This window comes from Vibrio sp. Y51_MX_L26 (assembly GCF_024181935.1).
In the GTDB taxonomy this organism is placed as follows: domain Bacteria; phylum Pseudomonadota; class Gammaproteobacteria; order Enterobacterales; family Vibrionaceae; genus Vibrio; species Vibrio diabolicus.
In genome coordinates, this window is the sequence record NZ_JAMZAS010000002.1 from 1 (window position 1) to 23,494 (window position 23,494).

Below are 23,494 nucleotides of genomic sequence, written 5' to 3' on the forward strand. Positions count from 1 at the left end.
TTGCGGATAAATTATCGACCGAGAAAATGTTTAGACTTCAAGCAGCCAGCAATTGTATTTAAAGAAATGGCATTGGCTGCTTGATATTAGCGAGTGTCGCACTTCGCAGTTGAATTCGGGCTTAATGTCGTTGTGTAACTGTTCCACTGGGACCTGCTTATTAATAAAAGTTTTCTGGAAAAATGTTTTCAGCTAGGTGCTGTTGTAAGCGTCGCGCCGCTATTGTCGGCGACGTAGTTTGCTTTATAAAAGGGTCAATCTCAACTTTATCCTTAACTTCAACCCTGAAAAAAGGCTTTGTTGCCGGTACTTGATACCATTTTTTCTCTTTTGTGAGGAAACTTGGCGTTACCGTAATATGGACAACTCTTAAATCTCGTTCTGTTCTTACCGCAATTTGTGCTGCGCCGCGTTGTAATTTTGGTTCTACACCAGGTGTTGTTCTTGTCCCTTCAGGAAATATAAGCAACACGTTGCCTTTGTTAAATCGTTCATCACAAAGTGCTAATAAATCATCCGGCGCTTCATTGGGAATATATCCGGCTGCTTTTACGATGTGCTTCATAAAAGGATTCGACCATATTGCCGATTTTACTAAACAGTCGCAGCGATTTAATTGTGAAGCAATGAGAACGTAATCGATTAAACTCGGATGGTTGGCAACAATTAAACAATTACGATCTTGTTGAAGAATATCGGCACCAATAATTTCGTAATCGATTGCTCCACTTAACTTCATCAATTTACAAAAGGTGTTGAATGAATATCGAATGGCACCTTGAACTTTATATTCACGTTCGGTTTGATCCGAAACGAAAATACGAATGGTCGGAATAACAATGAAGCTCAGTGTTAAACCACCTAACCCAAATACTGAAAAACAAAAGCCGGTTGCTAGCACACGCCAATACTGATTTAAGCGACTCATTGCTTGTGCCATTCCCAAATTTGTTGCGGAGCGTGAATAGTCCACTGATTTTTATCTGACAAGTAGTGTTGCAAAAACGCTAAGCCTTGTGGCAACGGGTGGTTTGAGCATTTTGCACTGATGCCGCTTTGCACCGTGAAGCCATCTCCATGAGAAAGTATCAAACCGAGTCCAAACCCTTGGTATTGTTGGTTTTCATATTCTAAATAAGAGTCAGGCATAGGCTCATCAAAGTCAACAAGCAGCACTTTTTTATCAGGATTGTCGGACAAAAACAGCCATGCTTCTAATATTGCACTTTGGAATGTGTTTTCTGCCGCAGCGATCGAAGTTAGGGGGATGGGCTGTTTGGTTGCAATAGTGGCAAGCCCTGCGGCGGTATTATGTACGGACTGAGAAAAAGCCATCGGAGACGCTTCTTCTCCGTTAATAATATCTTTAACTAATGCAACACTGCGATGCAATTCGCCATGACGACTCGAAAATACGAGGTAATCAACCTGATGTTGATTAAGCAATTCGATTGCCGTTTGCACTGCCAGTTTGCTAAGTGGACTCATTCTTCTGCGCATCATCGCAGGAATATCTGCAACATTGATTTTGCCATCTTCTGGCCATGTTATCTCTGTTGCCCATTGTTTCCATTCATTGGATTCGGATAAACCGAATGAATTCGCTGTCCACGCATCAATATTGAACGAAATGTTGATCTTCGAGTTTGGCATATTGGGTTAAATTGTTTATTTTACAGCTCGATACAAATTGGGTTTTGCCCAAAGTCATAATAAAAAAGGAAATTATCATGTCGCGTTTTAAGCTGTATGTCTCGTTATTATTAACTTTGCTTCTTGTCGGTTGTGGACGAGTACAACCTGTAATGAATGTGGAGGATACTCCAGTTGCTTATGATCTTCAAAATAAACAAGTAAAAATGGCTATTGTGCAATCGGCAACCAACCGAGGTTGGACGATTGAAGAAGTAAGCCCAGGTGTTCTTATTGCAAAAATTCACGTTCGTAAACACTTTGCAGAAGTAAAAATTCCATATAACAACAAATATTACTCAATTATTTATCTCAACTCAGTAAATCTAAAAGCCAGCAATGGCAAAATCCATCGCAATTACAATCGTTGGATAAACAACTTGAATGTTGATATTCAACGAGCTATTGCATTGTTAGGCTCTCAGTCTAAACAATAAAAATATTAATTGCAGTTAGGTTTTTCCGTGTTAAATCAAAATAATGACCCTTTTAATGCTTTTGAAGCAAAAACAGAAGCTCAGAAGTTATCTTTTGCACCAATCGTGTTCCAGACCGCCAGAACGCTCCGAGATTTAGGTATTTTAGCCGCGCTAGACAGCGCCGGTTCACAAGGCATGAGTGCCACGGACATTGCCGAGAAAACGGGCGTGTCAGAATATGGTGTCAAAGTATTGTTGGATATGGCGATTAGCGCACATATTGTTTTATGGGAAAGACCTAACTATTCGCTTGCGAACCTTGGTTTTTACCTTCTTCACGATGGTATGACGAACGCAAACATGGATTTTACGGCTGATGTCTGTTACGCCGCGATGATGCATCTGACGGAAGCGATTCAAGAAGGTAAGCCTTCAGGTTTGAAAGAGTTGGGCAATTGGGAGACGATTTATCAAGGTCTGTCGACGCTGCCAGACCAAGCCAAACAGAGTTGGTTTAAGTTCGATCACTTCTATTCGGATCGCTCGTTTCCATTACTGCTTAAAGAAGTGTTTGCAAGCAAGCCAAAGCACCTAGTGGATATTGGCGGAAATACCGGGAAATGGGCTATTCAGTGTTGTAAGCATGATCCTGATGTTGAAGTTACTATTGTCGATTTGCCGCAGCAATTAGAAGTGGCGATGTCAAATGTCTCAGAAAACAAGTTCGCCGAACGTGTACGTCCATACCCTGCCAACATGCTTGATAAAGCACAAACATTGCCTGAGCATGCTGACGTATGGTGGATGAGCCAGTTCTTGGATTGCTTTTCACCAATTGAGATCCTAAATATCCTTAAAAAAGTCAAAGCCCAGTTAACGAAGGGAGATACTATTTACGTATTGGAGCTATTTTGGGATGCCCAAAAATACGCGGGTGCTTCCTATAGTCTTAATGCAACCTCTCTCTACTTTACCTGTTTAGCCAACGGCAATAGTCGTTTTTATCGCAGTGATGATTTCTTAGAAATTGTCGAAGCGGCAGGTTTATCGGTCGCCGAAAGAACCGACAACATTGGCCTTGGTCACACCTTATTAAAACTACAAGCAAACTAAATTCAGAATGAAAACAGAGCTCAAGCAAGTTGTCGTCGTAGGAGCGGGCCCATCTGGCTCCACCGTTTCTGCGTTATTAAAATCGCGTGGCATAGATGTCGTTGTCATAGAAAAAGCCACCTTTCCACGTTTCTCTATCGGAGAAAGCCTGCTTCCTGCATGTATGGAGGTTGTCGAGCAAGCCGGAATGACCAATGCGGTAAAGCAGTTTGGCTTCCAATATAAAGATGGCGCTGCATTTCGTCGCAATGGTGTTTACACCCAGTTCGATTTTACGGACAAATATACCCCAGGGCCGGGTACGACGTTTCAGGTGCAACGTGCCAGTTTTGATAAAGTGCTCGCCGACAGTGCCGCAGAGCAGGGCGTCGATATTCGTTATCAACATGAGCTAGTTAGCTTGGTGTTTGAAGGCAAAAAATCGCGCTTAGAAGTTGTTGGTCCGGATAAACAGGCCTATCAAATCGAAGCAGACTTTGTTTTGGATGCGAGTGGTTTTGGCCGTGTTTTGCCACGCTTGTTGGATCTTGAAGAGCCTTCTTGTCTTCCTCCAAGAAAAGCGATATTTACTCACATTGAAGATCGTATCTCTCCACAAGAGCCAGAGTACGATCGTAATAAAATTCTGATTTCCGTGCATCCTGAAAATCACGATGTGTGGTACTGGCTAATTCCATTCTCGAATGGTACATGTTCGTTTGGTGTGGTGGGTGAGCCTGAGTTTTTTGAGCGATACCCAGAGGATAAGCTTGCAGCTTTGCAGCAGTTGGCGAATGAAGAGCCGGGGTTGGCTTCTTTGTTGCGAAACGCGAAGTACCCAAATCCAGCAGGAGAGTTGGGTGGCTATTCAGCGAACGTCAAACGCTTAGCGACAGAAAACTACGCACTGCTTGGTAATGCCGGCGAGTTTCTTGATCCTGTGTTTTCATCGGGTGTCACTATCGCCATGAAATCGGCGGAATTTGCGGCCGATTGCGTAGCTCGTCAATTAAATGGTGAAGTGGTTGACTGGCAAGAAGAGTATTCGGAACGCTTGATGGTGGGTGTGAATACATTTCGCACTTATGTAGAGGGGTGGTACAGCGGCACATTGCAAGATGTGATCTTCTATCAAAACCCGAATCCACGTATTAAGCAGATGATTAGCGCGATTTTGGCTGGGTACGCTTGGGATACAAACAACCCTTACGTAAAACAAAGCGAACAACGTTTGTCGACGCTCGCTGAGCTGGTTCGAGAAGCGGAACTGTAAGAGTATAAATTCTCTTAGCTGAGAATGCGTAAACCTAGGTCTTACCGAGAAATTGGTAAGACCTTTTTTATTCTCGGCAACACCTTTTTATTTGTACTTCGAGCTTACTGGAGACATCTTGACCACTTGTTTCGAGGTGTATCGAATTTGAGAAAATTTATAGTGATTATGATCACATACATACTCATTGTTGCTGATATTTATATTAAACGTGTAGGAAATGGATTACATTTTGGGAGTGTTCCCTAAATCCGGCTTCGTTGTGAAAACGGTTTATAAGCAACTGTATAAATTAGTAAAGTTCCAAAAACTGCACCAAAAAAAAGATAAGTTTCTTGCCAAATCAATTCGCTTGGTGAGTTCGAACCATCGACTGCGCCAAACACTTCCTTTACTTTCTCGAATTGTCAAAGAACACGACGCGCCAACTGTCTCTTCGGTTGTTGATCCCGAGAACGCGGTGGCGTGGGGAGGCAAAGTTTCTCCAGAGTTCAAATGCAAAGTCATTCGTATTAGTGAAGAGCTGGAGATCAACCCTAATCATCTGATGGCCTGCATGGCATTTGAAACCGCTGAAACCTTCAGTCCAAGCATCAAAAATGGTTCAGGAAGTGGGGCGACAGGGTTAATTCAATTTATGCCCTCTACCGCTGAGTCATTAGGAGTGAGTACGAAAACTCTTGCGAGGATGAGCGCGGTCGAGCAACTTGACTATGTAAAAGCCTATTACTGGCCATATCGCCATAAAATCAATAGTCTGGAAGATGCGTATATGGCAATTCTCTATCCTGCTGCGATTGGCAAACCGTCTTCTTTCGTTTTGTTCAAGCAAGGCTCGATTGCATACCGACAAAATGCGGGTATCGATCGTCACAATACAGGAAAAATCACGCTTAATGATGTTTCCTATAAAGTGAGGAAAAAACTAGAAAAAGGTTTACAGCCCAATTTGATGGGATAGGACCGTGCTTTATTCCACTTCGCTATTGTTAGTTGGTGTATCGGTGTCTTTGGTGACTCTGACTTGCATAATGCGATGTTTTTTAACGAGGAGTATGTCAAATCGCCAACCTTGGTAGTGAATGTGCTCCCCAACATTTGGGACTCGACCATAAAGCCATGTCAAAAGCCCATTTAATGTTTGAAAGCCTTCTCGCTCTTCGCCTTCTATGCTGCTCAGTTCGAGTTTATTCTTGAGCTCATTGAGCGGGATCAACGCGTCCATCAACCAGCTGCCATCTTTTTGTTGCTTGGCCCACACTTGCTGTGGAGCCATGCCCAGTTCTCCAGCAATTGACTTTAACAAGTCGTAAAGGGTTACTAGGCCTTGTACATCACCATACTCATCGACAATAAAGACCATTTCCGCACTGGTTTGTTGCATGTAGTTAAGGAGAGGTAACCCTTTCATTGACTCGGGTACAAAACGCGGACGCTTGAGCTGTTTAGCCAGTTTACTGATAGACAATTCGTCATATTCATCGAGCAGGACTTTGGATGAAATGGTACCAATAATATTGTCCAAACTACCCTTACAGACTGGCCATACGGAGTGTTGGGTTTGGCGAAGGTCAGTAAGGATGACATCAATAGGTTGGTTGGCATCTAGGTAATGGATATCGCACCGTGGTGTCATTAACGATAATGCTAAACGATCGTTAAGGTGGAGTAAGTTGCGAATCATCAATTGCTCTTGTGGCTCAATCGCACCGGACTCAGAGCCTTCGCTAACAATAGCAAAAATATCCTCCTCGGTAACAATCTCACCGTTGCTGTCGTTTTGGCGCAATAATCGGAGAAAAGTATCGGTTGAAAACGTCAATAAGAAGACAAAAGGAGTGGTGAGCTTGGCGAGCCAGTGGATCGGATAAGCTACGATAATAGCGATGGTTTCTGCGTTGTTTTGTGCAAAGCGCTTGGGAACGAGTTCTCCCACCACAATCGCGAAGTAGGTGATCATGAGCACGACGCTCGTCGTTGAAAGTACCGTGGCTATCTCTCTTTCTAGCCCTTGGGTTACTAACCAATTTTCGAATGGTACTGAAAGCGTTGCTTCACCAAAAATACCACTTAATAGCCCGATGACGGTAATGCCTATTTGGATCGTGGAAAGAAACTGAGTCGGATTGTTTTTAAGTTCGAGCGCTAAAGCGGCAGAGGCGTTGTGTTCTGCAATTAATTTTAGCCTTCCGCTTTTGGCTGCGACTAGAGCGATCTCTGACATAGCAAACGCGCCATTGAGTGCGATTAATCCAACCAGCAGTAATACGTCCATAACGTTTCCCAGTAATGTACACGTTAGCAGCATAACTAGATTCACGCGCAAGAAATGTGATGTTGCGAGTAAATCATGCAGCGCTCTATTATCGGGCTCTACGCGCATGAATCCTTCTGTTACTTCACTGGGATTCTGATACACTACGCGCCCATTTCCTCTGTTGAGACGTTTCTATGCCATTTTCTAAGCTTGGTTTAAGCGCATCGATTACTGATGCAGTAAAAGCGCTAGGTTATGAAAAACCGACCTCTATCCAACAAAAAGCCATTCCAATCGTACTGCGTGGTAGCAACTTAATTGCTGCAGCACAAACGGGGACAGGTAAAACGGCCAGTTTTGTTCTACCAATCTTAGAAAAGCTTAGTCAAGGCGAAACGCAACGTAAAAAACGCGCTCGCGCTATTATTCTTACGCCCACACGCGAGCTTGCGCTTCAGGTTCATCAAAGCATTGAAGCTTATGGTAAAAACTTACCGCTGCGCTCAATGGCGATGTTTGGTGGTGTGGATTATGCGCCACAAAAACAAGCCTTGATCGAGGGTGTCGATATTGTGGTAAGTACGCCGGGACGTTTGATTGACCTGTACGGTCAACGCGCTATTCACTTTGATGAAGTGGAAATGCTAGTGCTTGATGAAGCGGACAAAATGTTGGACATGGGATTCATCGATGCGATCGATAAGATCGTTGATTGCATGCCAGAACATGTTCAAAGTCTGCTGTTCTCGGCAACGCTATCTAACCCTGTTCGTGATTTGGCGAAGAACGCGATTATTGATCCTGAAGAGATCACGATTACAAAACACAGTGCATCTAAGTCGAACATCAAGCAGTGGATCACCACCGTCGATAAGGACATGAAGTCGTCGCTGTTAAGTCACATGCTCAAAGAAAACGACTGGTCACAAGTACTGGTATTTATTGAAACCAAACACGGTGCTGCCAAGCTTGTTAGCCAACTTGAAAAGCGCGGCATTGTGGCTGAAGCGTTTCACAGCGGCCGTAATCAGCGCGTTCGCCAAGAATTAATAGAAAAGTTCAAAGCCGGTGAAATCCAGTACCTAGTCGCAACTGGTGTTGCAGCGCGCGGTATTGATATCGATAACTTGCCCGTTGTTATTAACTACGACTTACCGTATCCAGCAGATGAATATGTACACCGTATTGGTCGTACTGGTCGTGCTGGCGCACAAGGTGAAGCGATCTCATTAGTCTCAAAAGATGATTTTAAAAACCTTTGTATGATCGAGAGCCGTTTAGGGCACTTGCTAGAGCGAGTGGAAATTGACGGCTTTGCACCAAGAAAGCCAGTGCCGATTTCTATTTTAAATTACGTACCTAAGAACAAGCGTAAACCGCACGATAAGCGCGAATCAAAATAGCCTATTTTATCTCTACGATCCAAAAGCCGCATTGTTGCGGCTTTTTGCGTTTTAGGGAGTTTCACTCATGGGTTGACAGTGTTGGCTTTTATGCCGTAATGAGGAAAAAAGTTAATTTATGTCATACGCTTAACACTCAAAGTGAGTCAGCTTTCGTAAAGCTTTTGTCAATTCTCTGTCCTCAGGTTTGCACAAGGTTAGGAATGGGCGCAGACTTTTTTGCTTGCTAGTGAATGCATAAGATGAGGCATAAATGAAAACAGGTGATAAGCAATTCGCCGTTATTGGTCTTGGCCGATTTGGTTTGGCAGTGTGTAAAGAGCTACAAGATTCAGGAGCTCAAGTTTTAGCGGTTGATATCAACGAAGACAGAGTCAAAGAAGCTGCCAGTTTTGTTAGTCAGGCAATTGTGGCTAATTGTACTCACGAAGAGACGGTTGCTGAGCTTAAGCTTGATGATTACGACATGGTGATGATTGCTATCGGAGCGGACGTTAACGCCAGTATTCTCGCCACACTGATCGCCAAAGAAGCGGGAGTGAAGTCAGTATGGGTTAAAGCCAACGATCGATTTCAAGCGCGTGTCCTGCAAAAGATTGGTGCGGACCACATTATCATGCCTGAACGTGACATGGGGATACGTGTCGCGCGTAAAATGCTCGATAAACGGGTTCTTGAGTTCCACCCTTTAGGTAGTGGCTTAGCCATGACGGAGTTTGTGATTGGATCTCGTTGGATGGGTAAGACATTAAGTGACCTCGCACTGTGCAAAGTCGACGGTGTGCAAGTACTCGGGTTTAAACGGGGCCCAGAAATTACCAAGGCGCCAGACCTTAATACCAAGCTAGAAATTGGCGATCTCATTATTGTGGTTGGCCCGCAAGATGCGCTGGCAAATAAATTAAAATCACTATGACGCAGTTTCATCAAAAAGGCGTTTTTTACGCGCCAGATGGTAAACGAGAAAAAGCCAAGGGTAACGAGCCGCGGATTATATTGCTGAGTTTTCTCGGTGTGTTGCTGCCTTCTGCCGTGCTGTTAACCTTGCCAGTTTTTTCTGTTACAGGCCTTTCGATAACGGACGCTTTGTTTACCGCAACATCCGCCATCAGTGTGACAGGGCTTGGTGTTGTCGATACCGGGCAGCACTTTACGTTAGCCGGGAAGATCTTGCTGATGTTTTTAATGCAAATCGGTGGATTGGGGCAGATGACGTTGTCGGCGGTTTTACTCTATATGTTTGGTGTGCGTTTAAGCTTACGCCAGCAAGCGTTAGCGAAAGAAGCGCTAGGGCAAGCTCGACAGGTCAACTTAAACCGACTGGTGAAGCGGATTGTGATTTTTGCGCTTGTCGCAGAATCTATTGGGTTTATTTTCCTTTCCGTTCGTTGGGTTCCTGAAATGGGCTGGCAAACTGGCATGTTTTACGCGTTATTTCATGCGATTTCTGCGTTTAACAACGCAGGGTTTGCTCTGTTTTCAGACAGTATGATGAGCTTTGTGAATGACCCGCTGGTCATCTTTACCCTGGCCGGGTTATTCATTTTTGGTGGGCTTGGTTTTACTGTTGTCGGAGACATCTGGCTGAACTGGCGTAAAGGTTTCCACTTTTTGCATCTTCATACCAAAATCATGCTTATCGCGACACCGATATTGCTCCTCGTTGGAACGGTGATGTTTTGGTTACTCGAGCGGAGTAATCCAAATACAATGGAATCGTTACCTGTGGCGGGTCAATGGTTGGCGGCATTCTTCCAATCCGCTAGTGCTCGGACGGCCGGATTCAACAGTGTCGACTTGGCGCAGTTTACCCAGCCAGCGTTATTGATCATGATTGTTCTGATGTTGATTGGTGCTGGGTCCACCTCAACGGGGGGCGGTATTAAGGTTTCCACATTTGCCGTTGCGTTCATGGCTACATGGACCTTTTTGCGCCAAAAGAAGCACGTGGTTATGTTTAAACGAACCGTAAACTGGCAAACCGTGACTAAGTCACTTGCCATTATCGTTGTGAGCGGCGCCATTCTGACAAGCGCGATGTTTTTATTGATGCTCACAGAGAAGGCAAGCTTTGATAAGGTCATGTTTGAAACCATTTCCGCATTTGCGACGGTAGGGCTTACCGCTGGTTTGACGGCAGAGCTTTCTGAACCTGGCAAGTACATTATGATCGTGGTGATGATCATTGGTCGTATCGGGCCACTCACGCTTGCCTACATGTTGGCCCGCCCTGAACCTACCTTAATCAAATACCCAGAAGACGCCGTTCTTACAGGGTAAAGTAGTGTTTATCTGCACCCCACCGACCATAACGAGCACTGATTAATAGCAGTGCTCGTACATTTATAAAATATGTGGGACGTTGCCCAATTTTATCTACAAAGTCGCAGAAGTTTATTTCTTCTTCCTTTTGTTTCGATACTATTCATTCACTCAATTTATACCCTCGGAAGCCACACTTACAAAAGTATTTGGGCATCCGACGCTTTTGTAACGTGATGCTAAATAATATTGTGTTATCTGAGCGAATTGATACCAGCCTTAGTCGTTAGCCACTTAACCTCATTCTATGTTTATGGGTTACTGTGTACTGGCTGTGCTTGGTATTAAACGAATCGAAAAGATGGAGCCGTACTTTGAAGTTCAACACACTCGCCTTGACTATGCTAACTGCGCTTCTTGCAGGTAAGAGCATGGCAACTACTCCGCCATCACCAGTTTGGCATACTATTGCGTTGAGCGATGGTACCTCTAGTGAGGCAATTTTACGCGGCACTGCCGATTTCCACTGGTTTGAAGATAAACAAGGTAATGCCTTGGTTCATGAAGATGGCATTTGGTTTTTTGCACAGATTCAGCGCGAGTCAGACATCCCAACGTTACGCTCGACGGGTGTTGCTAAAACTCAATTTAGTGATGCGCCTGAATCGGCGAAGTTTCGCCCGGATCTACAAGTTAAGCCGCAGTTATCTTCTCTAAAAACCATTGAACCGATGGCGCGCCAAAATCTATTGCGTTCGGCGCAAGGTTATCAGGCGATGAGTAGCTCATCGGTGAAGCAACAACCACTGTTGGTTGTGCAAGTCTCCTTTGATGACCAAGCAATGGTGCATGACTTCGAACAACGTGTGTTTAATACCGATGGCCAAAGCGTTGTCGATTATTTTGATAAAAACTCTCAAGGGAAATTCAAAGTTGTCCCTGCGATTGAGAGTTATGGTACCGCGAATGATGGTGTGATCAATGTGACCGTGGCGCAAAGCCATCCAAATTGCTACTCTAGCTCAACTGACAAGACTTGCACTGCCAAGTTGAATGCGGTCTTCACCGAAGCGTATCAAAAACTGGATCCGTACTTTAATCTTTCGGCTTACGACAGCAATCAAAATGGTACCGTAGAACCGTCAGAACTCTCAGTTATGTTTATTTTTGCGGGTGGCGACCGTTCAACCGGATTCCTTGATCGTCCTTCTATTTGGCCTCATAAATTCTCTCACGACGATGTGACACTAGATGGCAAAAAAATTGCCGATTATTGTGTGTTTGCTGACTACCAAGTTGATCATCAAGCGACGTTAGGCGTAATCGTACATGAGCTTGGCCACTTAATGCTTGGCTTGCCGGATTTGTACGCAAGGAACAGTGATGCCTCGATCGGTTCTTGGGGCGTGATGGGTGGTGGTTCATGGGCACAGAAACCGGGAGACTCATACGCAGGAGACACGCCAGTGAACATGAGCGCCTGGAGTAAACACGCCGCTGGTTTCGTAGTACCAACGATCACTCATGAAAGCCCGATGCCTATTTCCGTGAACAACGACGATGTCAAACTGGTGTATCTCGACCCATACTTGAAAGAGTTTGGCCCACGCGTTTATTTGGAAAACCGTACCTTTAGCGGTTACGACCGAGCATTGGCGGCAGAAGGCATACTAGCGACGTCGGTTAATGTCCAGAATCGCTTTAACGATGTTGGCGCGATGCAGGTTCAAATCATGCAGGCCGACGGTCTGAATGAGTTAGAACATGATGGAAGCAGTGATGCCGGCGATTTGTATCCTAATGGTGGCAATGTCATTTCAGATACATCGACCCCGGGTCTGAGAGCGATCGCCGGGTTTGATACTGGGGTTCGTATTTCCAACATTGCCAGCAATACCAACGGCGGCAGTTTTTCTCTTGAGCATATAAACGAGCCAAATAAATCGGCATGGTTGAACTCTCTTCACCAAGGTTATGTGTACGCAAGTGGCAGTAACACCCTGGCGGTATCATTGGATTTGAATGCTGAGACAAAGCTTGATGGTCTTCAACTTTACGCGCAAAGCAATAGCGCTCAAAGTGACATGACTTATCGAGTATGGCGATTCCCATTCTCAGGTAACGTGGGCTACCGATTAATATTGGATCAGAACAATGCTGAACTTTTACAGCAAGGTAGCTTCCAAAAGCCATCCCGAATTTTATTCCCTCAACCGAGCCAATTAAGTGCGGGTCAGCACCTGTTAGTAGTGGAATTAGAAGGCGGTGAATTTGAATCGAACTTTGACTTTGGCCGCTTACTAAAAACTGAAAAATCATCCCTGCCTGTAATGTGGACTGGTAATTACAATGAGATAGGTACGTTTGGTTTAGAGCAAGCCGGGTTCTCTTATGTTCCGTTTGCAGCACTCTTGAATGTGGAGGCGAACAACATTGTTGAAGCGAAAGCGGACTCACTGCAAACCGATAAGAATACGCCAATCGATCTGAACTTGATGGACAATGATTTCATGGCCTTAGGATATCAGTTCAATGTGGACATTGTGCAGAAGCCTGAGCACGGCACCATTTCTGGCAACCAATACCAACCTGAAGCTAACTTCGTTGGTTTGGACAGTTTCCAATATCGTTTGCTGTCTACGGACGGCGTGTATTCGTCTTCGGTTGTGAGCGTGCAGGTCGAAGTACTTGGTAGTAATGAAGCACCAAAAGCGCTCATCGATGTGGATAGCCAAAAGATTACTGCTGGGCAGAAAGTAACATTGTCGGCGGCAAACAGCACAGATGCGGATGGCGATGTGTTGAACTACCGATGGGAGCAATTGGCTGGTACTTCAGTTTCTATCGGAAATTCGACCAGTGCTACGGCAAGCTTTACAGTGCCTCAAGGTATAAAAGCGGGTGAGGTTCTGACATTCCGTCTAACCGTTACTGATCCAAGTAATGAAACCTCCAGTGCTACCGTCAATTTAACCATGCAAAACGCAGCGCCAGTCACGCTAGCAGATACGGCGACCGTTGCCGTTGGTGAAAGCATTGTGATTGATGCTGCTGGCAATGATTCGGATGTGAATGGCGATAAACTGGTTGTAGAAAGCGTACAGAACCTAACGGGCGTGGGAAGTGCGAGTGTAGAAAATGGCAAAATTCGTTTTCAAGCTCCGGATAGTGCGGTTGATAACATCAAGCTGCAATACACGGTTTCAGATGGCAACGGTGCTACCGCAATGGGAGAAGTGACTGTGACGGTTGTCGCTTCCTTGAAAACAACGACATTCAAGAACTCTGAAGGTAGCGGCAGTGTTTCTTATTGGGCTCTGATGTTACTCGTTGCATTGGGCTGGCGACGCCGCGTCTAAAACGATATCGAATTACGGTATAAGCCACTCACATTGAGTGGCTTATTTTTTGTGCCTGTTTTACTTCCTAATACTTCTCATTATCTTATGAGATGTGTTTCTCATTATTTTTAAAGCGATTTTTCTATTCAGCGGTTACCCTATGGGCAGATTTTCATAAATTAAGGATGTTGTATGTCAACCGAGGACTTTTCTGTTTCGGCAATATGCCGAGAAGCAGCAGTGATGGTCAGAAGGAACCTACTCGCAATTGTCATTGCTTGTATTCCATTGATCATCGTGCACTCAATTTTTGTGTTTATGTATCCTGAAATGACGGGGCAAGATCAAGCGAACGCTCAAGAAGGAAACATCGCGGGATTTTATTTCGTCACAATCATTTTATACCCACTTGTTGCCGCGATGGCGGCTGTGCGTGTACACCGAATTTATTTGGTTGGCGATTACATGCACTCAGCGTTGGATGTATTTCGCTTGTCAGCCAGAGAATTCCGTTTCATTGGCTGGTGGATATTATTTGGGTTGATGATGATGCTCGTCATTGGTATTCCCATCTTTGTGTTGTCGTTTCTCTATATTGCAGAAAGCGGTGAACCCGATTTTGTCGCCATGGCGTTTATCACAACGGTTGCAAGCATTCCAGGCTATTGGGTTATGGCGCGCTGGTCATTTGTATTGCCTGCGACCGCAATGGATCATCAGCCGCGCAGCTTGCGTCGTTCGTGGAACCAAAGCAGACCATACAACAAACAAGTATTCATTTTGATGGGCTTAATTCCATTGGGCGCGGGATTGCTCAGTCAGCTTATCTTTAGCCACTTTACTAACCTCTTCATGCTGAGTCTTGTGGGTGTTGCCTATGGTATTTTCGGTGCGTACCAGTTGGCTTTGTTATCGTTGAGCTATAAAACGGTCGTGGACATTGAACGCGCTCGTTTTGATACACCATCAGAGCCACCAAAAACGGGTGAAGAGTTTTCCGCTTAATCATTTGATCGCTTTTACATACCACTTCCGTTTGTGAGGTGGTATGCAGCGGGTTAACACCTTCCTATCGCCTTCGCTTTATTCACGCAAAATACCCATGCCCATTTCATGGCTGAATGACAGTGACGTTCACACGTATACTGACAGCAGTACTTCTTTTTATTAAGGAACCCCACATGTCCATTTGGCAACGGGTCAGTTTCACCCATCGCTTTAGTCAATTACCGTCAGCTTTCTATACTTTGGTCGAGCCGCAACCCTTGGATAATACTCGTTGGGTCGCTTGGAATGGTGAGTTTGCGCAGCAGTTTGGTTTACCAGCAAAGCAAAGCGATGAGCTATTGGCGGTTTTTTCTGGGCAAAGCGAATTCGAACCGTTTCGCCCTCTGGCGATGAAATACGCAGGACATCAGTTTGGCGTTTACAACCCAGACTTGGGCGATGGACGTGGATTGCTGTTGGCGGAAATTGAGCATCAAGATGGCACTTGGTTTGATCTTCACCTCAAAGGCGCGGGGCTAACCCCCTACTCGCGAATGGGGGACGGCAGGGCGGTGTTGCGCTCAACCATTCGTGAGTATCTATGTAGTGAAGCCATGGCGGGGCTTGGGATCCCGACGACTCGTGCTCTTGGCATGATGGTCAGTGACACGCCGGTTTATCGCGAGAAAACAGAATTCGGCGCAATGTTGATTCGTATGGCGGAGACCCACGCGCGTTTTGGCCATTTCGAGCATTTTTTCTATACCAATCAATTGGCAGAGCAAAAGTTGCTGGCGGACAAAGTGATCGAGTGGCATTTTGCTGATTGTGCATCGGCAGAGAAGCCATACGCTGCAATGTTTGGTGAAATTGTTCAGAAAACAGCGGACATGATTGCTTATTGGCAAGCGTATGGGTTTGCTCATGGGGTAATGAACACCGATAACATGTCGATCCTTGGTCAAACGTTTGATTACGGCCCGTTTGGTTTTCTTGATGATTATGAGCCGGGATATATTTGTAATCATTCCGACTACCAAGGCCGTTATGCATTTGACCAACAGCCAAGAATTGCGCTTTGGAACCTATCAGCACTCGCGCATGCGCTATCGCCACTCGTTGAGCGAGAAGATTTAGAAGCGTCGTTGAGCCAATTTGAAGTCCGGTTGAGTCAGCAGTTCAGCCGCCTAATGCGTGAGAAGTTGGGTTTAAAAACCCAGATCGCGGAAGATGGGCGTTTATTTGAAGCAATGTTTGAGCTCCTTCACCAAAATAACACGGATTACACTCGCTTCTTTAGAACGCTTTCAAATCTTGATACTGATTCTTCTCAATCCGTAATCGACTTGTTTCTCGACCGAGAAGCTGCGCGAGCTTGGCTTGATCTGTACTTAGCTCGATGTGAGCTAGAGGTTGATGAACTAGGGGGCCTGATTTCAGCCGAACAGCGTTGCGAACAGATGCGTCAAGCCAATCCCAAATACATCTTGCGTAACTACTTGGCTCAGTTGGCGATTGATAAAGCGGAAGAAGGGGACTTTAGCGAATTACACCGATTGGCCGAACTGTTAAAGCGCCCATTTGATGAGCAACCCGAGTTTGATGATTACGCGAAATTGCCACCAGAATGGGGGAAGAAAATGGAGATAAGCTGTTCTTCATAAATGGGTCATTTCCCACCCATTTGAATCTTTTTCTTGGGTGGAATTCACTCGTTATACTCTGTGTTCATGTTAATGGGCTTTGTTAATTTATTGAAATACATATGAATTTTAACATGGTCCATTAATTGCTCTTTGTTGAACATCCGTACCCATCGCCTAATACCTAGTTATTCATGGACGGGATGGGATGTGATTCAACAAGGAGAATAATAATGTTTAAGCCTCTAACTCTACTATCTGTCTCTGCGCTTGCTGTAACGAGCTTTAACGCTGCCGCGAATTGTGACCCAGGTGAAACGGTCATCAAGTTCAGCCATGTAACGAACGCGGACAAACACCCAAAAGGTATTGCGGCTTCGTTACTTGAAAAACGCGTTAACGAAGAGATGAACGGTAAAGTCTGTATGCAGGTGTTTCCGAACTCAACGCTTTACGATGATGATAAGGTGTTGGAAGCACTACTAAATGGTGATGTTCAACTCGCTGCCCCTTCTCTTTCTAAGTTTGAGAAATTCACCAAAAAGTACCGCCTTTTCGATCTGCCTTTCTTATTCGACGATGTCGACGCTGTTGACCGCTTCCAAAACTCTGAAGCCGGTGAAAAGCTGAAAAACTCAATGAAACGACGTGGTCTACAAGGTATTGCGTTTTGGCATAATGGCATGAAGCAAATGTCAGCCAACAAGCCGCTCATTTCTCCAGCCGACGCTGAAGGGCTTAAGTTCCGTGTTCAAGCTTCTGACGTTCTCGTTGCTCAGTTTGAACAGCTAGGCGCAAACCCGCAAAAAATGTCATTCAAAGAAGTGTACGGTGGCCTGCAAACTAAGGTTATTGATGGTCAAGAAAATACTTGGTCAAACATCTACGGCAAAAAGTTCTTCGAAGTTCAAGATGGCATTACGGAAACGAACCACGGGATTCTGGATTACCTAGTGGTGACGTCAAATGACTTCTGGAAAAACTTACCAGACGATCAGCGCGAGCAGCTAAACACAATCATCCAAGAGGTGACAGCGCAGCGTAATGCTGAGTCGACCAAGGTGAACCTTGCGAACAAAAACAACATCATCGAAGCTGGTGGTGTGGTTCGCACGTTAACGCCAGAGCAGCGCCAAGAGTGGGTCACTGCACTTCAGCCAGTATGGAAGAAGTTTGAAAAAGACATTGGTTCTGACCTAATTGAAGCCGCTTTGGCTTCTAACCAAAAATAATAACGCCTAGCACGCTTAGCCCTCTCGATTAGAGGGGGCTCTTTTCCCCTACAGACGACGTGATGTAATTATGGAACAGACTTTTTTTGCCAAGGCTGGACGAATCACCGATGCCATTGAAGAGACTTTGATTGCTTTCTTCTTAGGTGCCATGACCTTGTTAACCTTTGCCAATGTCATCTTTCGTTATGTCTTTAACGACAATATTCTTTGGGCGCTTGAGCTCACCGTCTTTATGTTCGCATGGATGGTGTTGGTCGGCGCTTCTTACGGTGTGAAAAAACACTTTCATATTGGTGTTGATGTGATCATCAATATAGTGCCAGAGGGCAAACGAAAAGCCTTGGCGTTATTTGCTGCAATATGCTGTTTAGCCTTCTCTATTTTGCTTTTAATTGGCTCTTGGAACTACTGGTATCCGTTCGCCACAGACCGAGCGTGGTATGAAACGGATGATATTCCAATGCCGGAAATGCTTCAGTTTATGGCGGATTGGTTAAACGAGGGAGAGCGTTACGAAAAGCTGCCACGTTTTATTCCTTATTTCGCTTTGCCGCTTGGTATGGCGTTGCTAACGCTGAGATTTGCTCAGGCAACATGGCAAATTGCTACCGGAAAGCTCGACCGACTGATTGCAGGGCATGAAGCAGAAGAAGAGCTAGAGGCGCTTCAAGAAGAGATGAGTGATGCCGGTGATCTTATGGCTCCAAAGGCCTCAGACAATTCTAAGAGCAAGGAGCAATAAGCCATGGATATCTTATTTCTATTTTTGATGGTGATTGGCTTCATGCTCGTCGGCGTGCCAATCGCAGTTTCTCTGGGTCTTTCCAGTATTCTTTTCCTTTTGATTCATTCGGATGCGTCTTTGGCGTCTGTTGCTCAAACGTTGTTTAATGCATTTGCTGGACACTACACTCTATTAGCAATTCCATTCTTCATTTTAGCTTCAAGCTTTATGTCGACAGGTGGTGTAGCGAAACGGATCATTCGTTTCGCGATTGCGATTGTAGGCTGGTTCCGTGGTGGTTTAGCGATGGCTTCGGTTGTCGCGTGTATGATGTTTGCCGCGCTGTCAGGTTCATCTCCAGCAACGGTTGTTGCCATAGGTAGCATCGTTATCGCAGGTATGATCAAAAACGGTTACTCAAAAGAGTTTGCGGCCGGCGTAATTTGTAACGCAGGTACGCTAGGGATTTTGATTCCGCCGTCTATCGTTATGGTAGTTTACGCTGCCGCGACTGATGTATCAGTTGGACGTATGTTCCTCGGTGGTGTGATACCGGGTTTGTTGGCTGGCGTCATGCTGATGATAGCGATCTATATTGCTGCCCGTATTAAGAACCTGCCAAAACAACCATTTGTCGGTTGGAAAGAGACGTTTGATGCAGCTAAGGATGCAAGCTGGGGCTTGTTGCTGGTGGTGATTATTCTCGGTGGTATTTATGGCGGTATTTTCACCCCAACAGAAGCCGCTGCGGTTGCTGCTGTGTACTCGTTCTTTATTGCCAACTTTGTATACAAAGATATGGGGCCATTTGCTGATAAGCAAAATACTAAGCCTGCGTTAGTCAAAATTTTTCACACCTTCGTTCATAAAGACACCAAACACACGCTTTATGAAGCGGGTAAACTCACCATCATGCTGCTTTTCATTATTGCCAATGCGTTAATTTTGAAGCACGTTCTCACGGAAGAACGCATCCCGCAAATGATCACAGAGTCGATGATGTCAGCAGGTCTAGGACCAATCACCTTCTTGATTGTGGTGAACGTATTGCTGTTGATTGGTGGTCAGTTTATGGAGCCATCAGGCTTATTGATCATTGTTGCACCACTGGTGTTCCCAATTGCGATAGCACTGGGGATCGACCCAATTCACTTAGGTATTATGATGGTGGTGAATATGGAGATAGGTATGATAACACCACCTGTTGGGCTTAACTTGTTTGTTACTGCAGGTGTTGCCAAAATGTCGATGATGAATGTAGTAAAAGCCGCACTGCCATGGGTGGCGGTGATGTTCCTATTCCTCATTATTGTAACGTACGTGCCATGGGTGTCGACTTGGTTACCAACCACCTTGATGGGGCCAGAAATCATTACTAAGTAATGGCACCAGATATTTGAAGAAAAACAAAAGAGGTGTGATGATTCACACCTCTTCGTCTATGGGTTTGTAGCTAGGCCTACGAGGGTCTGGGTGGACTCGCCGCTCGTAGCTTCGCCACTTCTTTTTATTCTTGCGCCGCTCCTCGCCTGAACGTCTCTCTTCTTGATATTGCCCGTCTACCATCACGGTATCTGTAATGATCGGTATTCTCACTTTCTCGTTCATATCCGTAACAACCATGATGAATCAATTATTAAAAATTATGATTCAAGTTGGATATAATACCAATCCTTGAGAATCGTTTTATTTATAGAGCTCTTTATCTATTTGATAGCGTTGCATTTTGTCATACAGAGTTTTTCGAGGCACATTCAGTTGCGCCATTGTTTGTTTAATGCTGCCGTTATTTTCCAGTAATGCGCCTTCAATGGCAGCTCTCTCGAACTCTGCTACTTGTTCTGCAAGACTTGAAGAAGGCTTGGCAACCGGAGTCGATTCTCCTAACTGAATTAATTTACCCAATAGCACGAAACGCTCTGCTGCATTTCTTAGCTCGCGAACATTGCCTGGCCAGTCATGGTTCATCAGTTGGTCGAGGTCGTGGGATGACAAGCTAGGAGAGCTTTTACCGTAACGTGAAGCCGCTACCAATAGGAAATGATGGAAGAGGGCAGGGATGTCTTCTTTCCGTTCACGCAGTGGCGGGAGATCTAAGGTAACCACATTCAGTCGATAGTAAAGATCTTGGCGAAAGGTTCCCTCTTCAGCAGCGCGTTTCAAATCGACTTTGGTTGCGGCAATTACTCTAATATCTAAGGGCAAGAGTTCATTCGAGCCGACACGCTCAATCACACGCTCTTGCAGTACTCTCAGTAAACGGATTTGGGCTTGGATTGGCATTGACTCGATTTCATCCAAGAAAAGTGTACCGCCTTGAGCAAATTCAAACTTACCGATACGGCGGCTTTCTGCGCCAGTAAATGCGCCTTTTTCATGCCCGTAGAGTTCGCTCTCAATCAAATTCTCTGGTACTGCACCACAATTTACTGCGACAAAGTTTTGGTTCCGTCGAGAGCTTTGCTCATGCAAAGAACGGGCGATTAACTCTTTACCTGTACCAGTTTCGCCAAACAATAAGATATCTGCATCAGTATCGGCGATGTGAGCAATGGTTTCGCGTAACATTTGAATGCTAGACGTTTCTCCGATAACACGAGGTCCGAGCGTTTTACTTGCCTTGAGAGACAGGCGTAACTTCTCGTTTTCAACCGTTAATTGGCGCTTCTCAATGGCGCGCTTGACGGTTTCAACTAGGTGCTCAGGTGGGAATGGCTTTTCGATAAAATCATACGCTCCTTGGTGTAACGCATTAACCGCCATTGAGATATCGCCATGACCAGTAATCATAATCACGGGAAGATGGGTGTCTTTGCGCACAAGGGTATTCAGTAAATCCATCCCTGAAATACCGGGTAAGCAAATATCGGTAATCACCACACCTGGCTCGGCTCCCTGCTTAATGGCGAGTAAGGCAGATTCAGCGTCTGGAAAGAATGTGGCATCGATATCTGCCAATTCAAACGTTTGTTCTATTGCCAGTCTAAGATCGGCTTCATCATCAATAAAAAACACCTGACACATGATCTCATCCTTTTGATTGTTCTGTGTTGTTAGGAGCTATAGGTAAACACAATGAAAATCGAGCTCCGCCTTGTTCTCGATTTTGGGCACATAATCTTCCGTTCATACTGGCTAAGATTTGTTGCGAGATAGAGAGTCCTAAACCTAACCCATTTTGTTTGGTAGTTAGGAAAGGCTCACATAAGTCCGAAAGTGAGAAATCTCCAAGCCCTGGACCATTGTCATCTACATGAATCCAAACCAAACCGGCATGTTCGTCTTGCTCTATGGATAACTGTACTTGTTTGTCTTGTTGCTCTTTGAGAGCCTCTATCGCATTGGTCAGCAGATTAACCAACACTTGTTCAAGTTGAATGATATTGATCTGAACTTCAACATCGTGCTCTGGTACCTGCATTTTTAGCGTGACACGTGCAGATTTAAGTGCGGGTTTCATCAGCTCTTTGACTGAGGCAATTACTGGAAACAAACGAGATTGAGCCAGCTCGTTTCCACTGGTTTTTTTAGCGAAAGAACGAAGCTGCTGACTGATGTTTGCCATACGATCAGTGAGGGCTGAGATGCGAGTTAGATTATCTTCCACTCGCTCATATTTTTCTTTTTGGAGGAACAGCTTGCCGTTTTCAGCAAAGCTGCGAATGGCCGCAAGTGGATTATTCAGTTCATGACTGATACTGGCTGACATTTGCCCCAATACTGCTAGTTTCGCAGCTTGAACGAGTTCGTCTTGCGTTAGGCGAAGAGTTTGTTCGGTTTCAATTCTCTGGGCGATTTCTGCTTGCAATTCTGCGGTGCGAGCCATGACTTGATATTCAAGTTTTTGATTGGCCTCTTGATGAATTCTCTCAAGTTGTAAGTGGCGCTGTTGACGGTGATAGATGAGCTGGCCAATTAAAAACAACACGGTGAATGCAAGAGTAAGTACAAAAATGTAACCCATTGTGAGCCAGACGATAGACTGCTTAGGAGATAGTACACGGATAGTCAGCTTGAGCTCTGGTAGGGGCAACGAAGAGACCACCAAGGTCCCTTTGTTATATGGGTAACCTTGTTTTAGCTCAGAATGCGTTTCCTCCACATTGCCCACCAATCCTAGAGTTTCAATTGGCTCATCAAGGTATTGTCGGCTTGCCCAAACTTGTTTTCTTTCATTCTCAGTCAGTGGTTGTAAGCTTTTGAGTAGCCAATCACTTCGGCTGCTCATGAAAACAATCCCGTGCGGATCGCTCGCGACGAACACACTATTTGGCTGCTGCCAGTTGTCTTCTATCTTACTCAAGTCCATCTTAACCACGACCACACCAAGGACGCCGCCCGCGTATATGATCGGATAAGAATAGTAGTAGCCACGCTTACCCGAAGTCGAACCCAGCGCGTAGTATTGGCTTCGTTCCCCAACGATTGCTTGTTTGAAATAAGGGCGGAACGCAAAATTTCGTCCAAGAAAAGATCGCTCTTTACGCCAGTTGCTGGCCGCGATCGTCGTACCCCATTGATCGATTAAATAGGTATCTGCCGCTTCAATCACGTCATTAACGGATTCTAAATACCGATTGGTGAGTTCCAGTTGGGCACTGTTATTTGGATGCAGTAACGCTTGATGGAGAGGGTCATCTTTGGCCAGAAGGTTAGGGATATGGGCGTATTTGTCGAGTTTGTTTTTAATATGACTAGAAAATTGCTCAAGTTGTGACTGGTGTTTATCAAGTAATGATTGATAACTAGTCTGCCAAACCCAATGACCACCTATGATTGCGCAAAGGAAATAGAAGGCAAAAAAAGTCAGCAGAATCCGGTTTTTTTGCGACATCCTTACACTCCTTAAACCTTTCCTTTGGTCACGTAAGAAAATGTTAATAGTTTGTAGGGAGGATTAGGGATTTAGTTTTCAACTCTGTGGAGTAAAACAAGAGCAAGATCTCTTTTTAGGCTTTTCGATAAAAAAACCGGTCGATTCTCTTGAAAAAGTCGCTATTGTCCCCATTCTAGATATGCTGACGATACTTAGACGGTGTTTGAATCGCATTTTTGAAGAAAAAATGGGTCAGCATTCGAGAATTTAGCGCAGACAATGTCCACATAGTGGCTATTGGCTCGACAGGGTTGCGACAGATCGCTAGAATGTCGCGTCTAAAAATTCTG

The 23,494-nt window shown here is 45.0% G+C and carries 19 protein-coding genes; 13 read left to right on the forward strand and 6 right to left on the reverse strand.

Translation table 11 applies throughout. From position 1 onward, the window contains the following. Positions 1–160: 160 nt before the first annotated feature. Both NL645_RS06195 and NL645_RS06200 read right to left on the reverse strand, forming a co-directional pair. Positions 161–928 (reverse strand): 1-acyl-sn-glycerol-3-phosphate acyltransferase, encoded by a 768-nt coding sequence (locus NL645_RS06195; protein ID WP_047009495.1) that lies wholly within the window; start codon positions 926–928, stop codon positions 161–163. After that, a complete protein-coding gene (locus NL645_RS06200; protein ID WP_253651432.1) occupies positions 925–1,653 on the reverse strand; it encodes a beta-ketoacyl synthase chain length factor in 729 nt (242 codons plus the stop codon). Before NL645_RS06200 ends, NL645_RS06195 begins: the two co-directional genes overlap by 4 nt. A gap of 77 nt (positions 1,654–1,730) precedes the next feature. Here NL645_RS06200 and NL645_RS06205 point away from each other — a divergent pair, with 77 nt between their 5' ends. The 4 genes from NL645_RS06205 to NL645_RS06220 all read left to right on the forward strand — a co-directional run bounded on the left by NL645_RS06205 (position 1,731) and on the right by NL645_RS06220 (position 5,437). Continuing rightward, a complete protein-coding gene (locus tag NL645_RS06205) occupies positions 1,731–2,129 on the forward strand; it encodes a hypothetical protein (protein WP_012842027.1) in 399 nt (132 codons plus the stop codon). A 27-nt stretch (positions 2,130–2,156) separates the two neighbouring features. Then, complete coding sequence (locus NL645_RS06210; RefSeq protein ID WP_253651433.1) at positions 2,157–3,224, forward strand: methyltransferase; 1,068 nt, start codon at positions 2,157–2,159, stop codon at positions 3,222–3,224. A gap of 7 nt (positions 3,225–3,231) precedes the next feature. Then, positions 3,232–4,476, forward strand: coding sequence for an NAD(P)/FAD-dependent oxidoreductase (locus NL645_RS06215; RefSeq protein WP_253651434.1), 1,245 nt, complete (start codon positions 3,232–3,234; stop codon positions 4,474–4,476). Between the two features lie 220 nt (positions 4,477–4,696). Beyond that, entirely contained in the window at positions 4,697–5,437 is a 741-nt protein-coding gene (locus NL645_RS06220) for a transglycosylase SLT domain-containing protein (protein WP_006742867.1), read from the forward strand. 9 nt (positions 5,438–5,446) lie between these two features. On the opposite strand, the gene NL645_RS06225 is transcribed toward NL645_RS06220, so the two are convergent. Then, positions 5,447–6,751, reverse strand: a complete 1,305-nt coding sequence (locus NL645_RS06225) for a hemolysin family protein (protein WP_164666897.1) — start codon at positions 6,749–6,751, stop codon at positions 5,447–5,449. A 176-nt stretch (positions 6,752–6,927) separates the two neighbouring features. On the opposite strand from NL645_RS06225, the gene NL645_RS06230 reads away from it, so the two are divergent. From NL645_RS06230 to NL645_RS06270, 9 genes are all read left to right on the forward strand, one after another. Next, positions 6,928–8,136: a DEAD/DEAH box helicase gene (locus NL645_RS06230; protein WP_170903036.1), complete on the forward strand. Its 1,209-nt coding sequence runs from the start codon at positions 6,928–6,930 to the stop codon at positions 8,134–8,136. A gap of 253 nt (positions 8,137–8,389) precedes the next feature. Beyond that, a complete protein-coding gene (locus NL645_RS06235) occupies positions 8,390–9,052 on the forward strand; it encodes a TrkA family potassium uptake protein (RefSeq protein WP_006742864.1) in 663 nt (220 codons plus the stop codon). Then, the gene (locus NL645_RS06240) at positions 9,049–10,416 is read left to right on the forward strand and encodes a TrkH family potassium uptake protein (RefSeq protein WP_069527688.1); all 1,368 of its coding nucleotides are present in this window, start codon (positions 9,049–9,051) and stop codon (positions 10,414–10,416) included. Before NL645_RS06235 ends, NL645_RS06240 begins: the two co-directional genes overlap by 4 nt. Positions 10,417–10,772: 356 nt before the next feature. After that, on the forward strand, positions 10,773–13,757 hold the full coding sequence (locus NL645_RS06245) for a M6 family metalloprotease domain-containing protein (RefSeq protein ID WP_253651435.1): 2,985 nt from the start codon (positions 10,773–10,775) through the stop codon (positions 13,755–13,757). Positions 13,758–13,931: 174 nt separating this feature from the next. Next, a complete protein-coding gene (locus NL645_RS06250) occupies positions 13,932–14,744 on the forward strand; it encodes a hypothetical protein (RefSeq protein WP_005390499.1) in 813 nt (270 codons plus the stop codon). 176 nt (positions 14,745–14,920) lie between these two features. Continuing rightward, positions 14,921–16,390 (forward strand): protein adenylyltransferase SelO, encoded by a 1,470-nt coding sequence (locus tag NL645_RS06255; RefSeq protein WP_253651436.1) that lies wholly within the window; start codon positions 14,921–14,923, stop codon positions 16,388–16,390. Between the two features lie 212 nt (positions 16,391–16,602). Continuing rightward, the gene (locus NL645_RS06260; RefSeq protein ID WP_005390503.1) at positions 16,603–17,601 is read left to right on the forward strand and encodes a TRAP transporter substrate-binding protein; all 999 of its coding nucleotides are present in this window, start codon (positions 16,603–16,605) and stop codon (positions 17,599–17,601) included. A 70-nt stretch (positions 17,602–17,671) separates the two neighbouring features. Continuing rightward, the gene (locus tag NL645_RS06265) at positions 17,672–18,346 is read left to right on the forward strand and encodes a TRAP transporter small permease (protein WP_005390505.1); all 675 of its coding nucleotides are present in this window, start codon (positions 17,672–17,674) and stop codon (positions 18,344–18,346) included. Between the two features lie 3 nt (positions 18,347–18,349). After that, positions 18,350–19,711, forward strand: coding sequence for a TRAP transporter large permease (locus NL645_RS06270; protein ID WP_005390510.1), 1,362 nt, complete (start codon positions 18,350–18,352; stop codon positions 19,709–19,711). Positions 19,712–19,753: 42 nt separating this feature from the next. Here NL645_RS06270 and NL645_RS06275 read toward each other — a convergent pair whose 3' ends face one another. From NL645_RS06275 to NL645_RS06285, 3 genes are all read right to left on the reverse strand, one after another. After that, complete coding sequence (locus NL645_RS06275) at positions 19,754–19,936, reverse strand: hypothetical protein (protein WP_041853050.1); 183 nt, start codon at positions 19,934–19,936, stop codon at positions 19,754–19,756. Between the two features lie 78 nt (positions 19,937–20,014). Beyond that, the gene (locus NL645_RS06280; RefSeq protein ID WP_253651437.1) at positions 20,015–21,352 is read right to left on the reverse strand and encodes a sigma-54 dependent transcriptional regulator; all 1,338 of its coding nucleotides are present in this window, start codon (positions 21,350–21,352) and stop codon (positions 20,015–20,017) included. A 4-nt stretch (positions 21,353–21,356) separates the two neighbouring features. Beyond that, positions 21,357–23,162 carry an ATP-binding protein gene (locus NL645_RS06285; protein WP_253651438.1) on the reverse strand — a complete coding sequence of 602 codons (1,806 nt, stop codon included), beginning with the start codon at positions 23,160–23,162 and terminating at the stop codon, positions 21,357–21,359. Between the last annotated feature and the right edge of the window lie 332 nt (positions 23,163–23,494).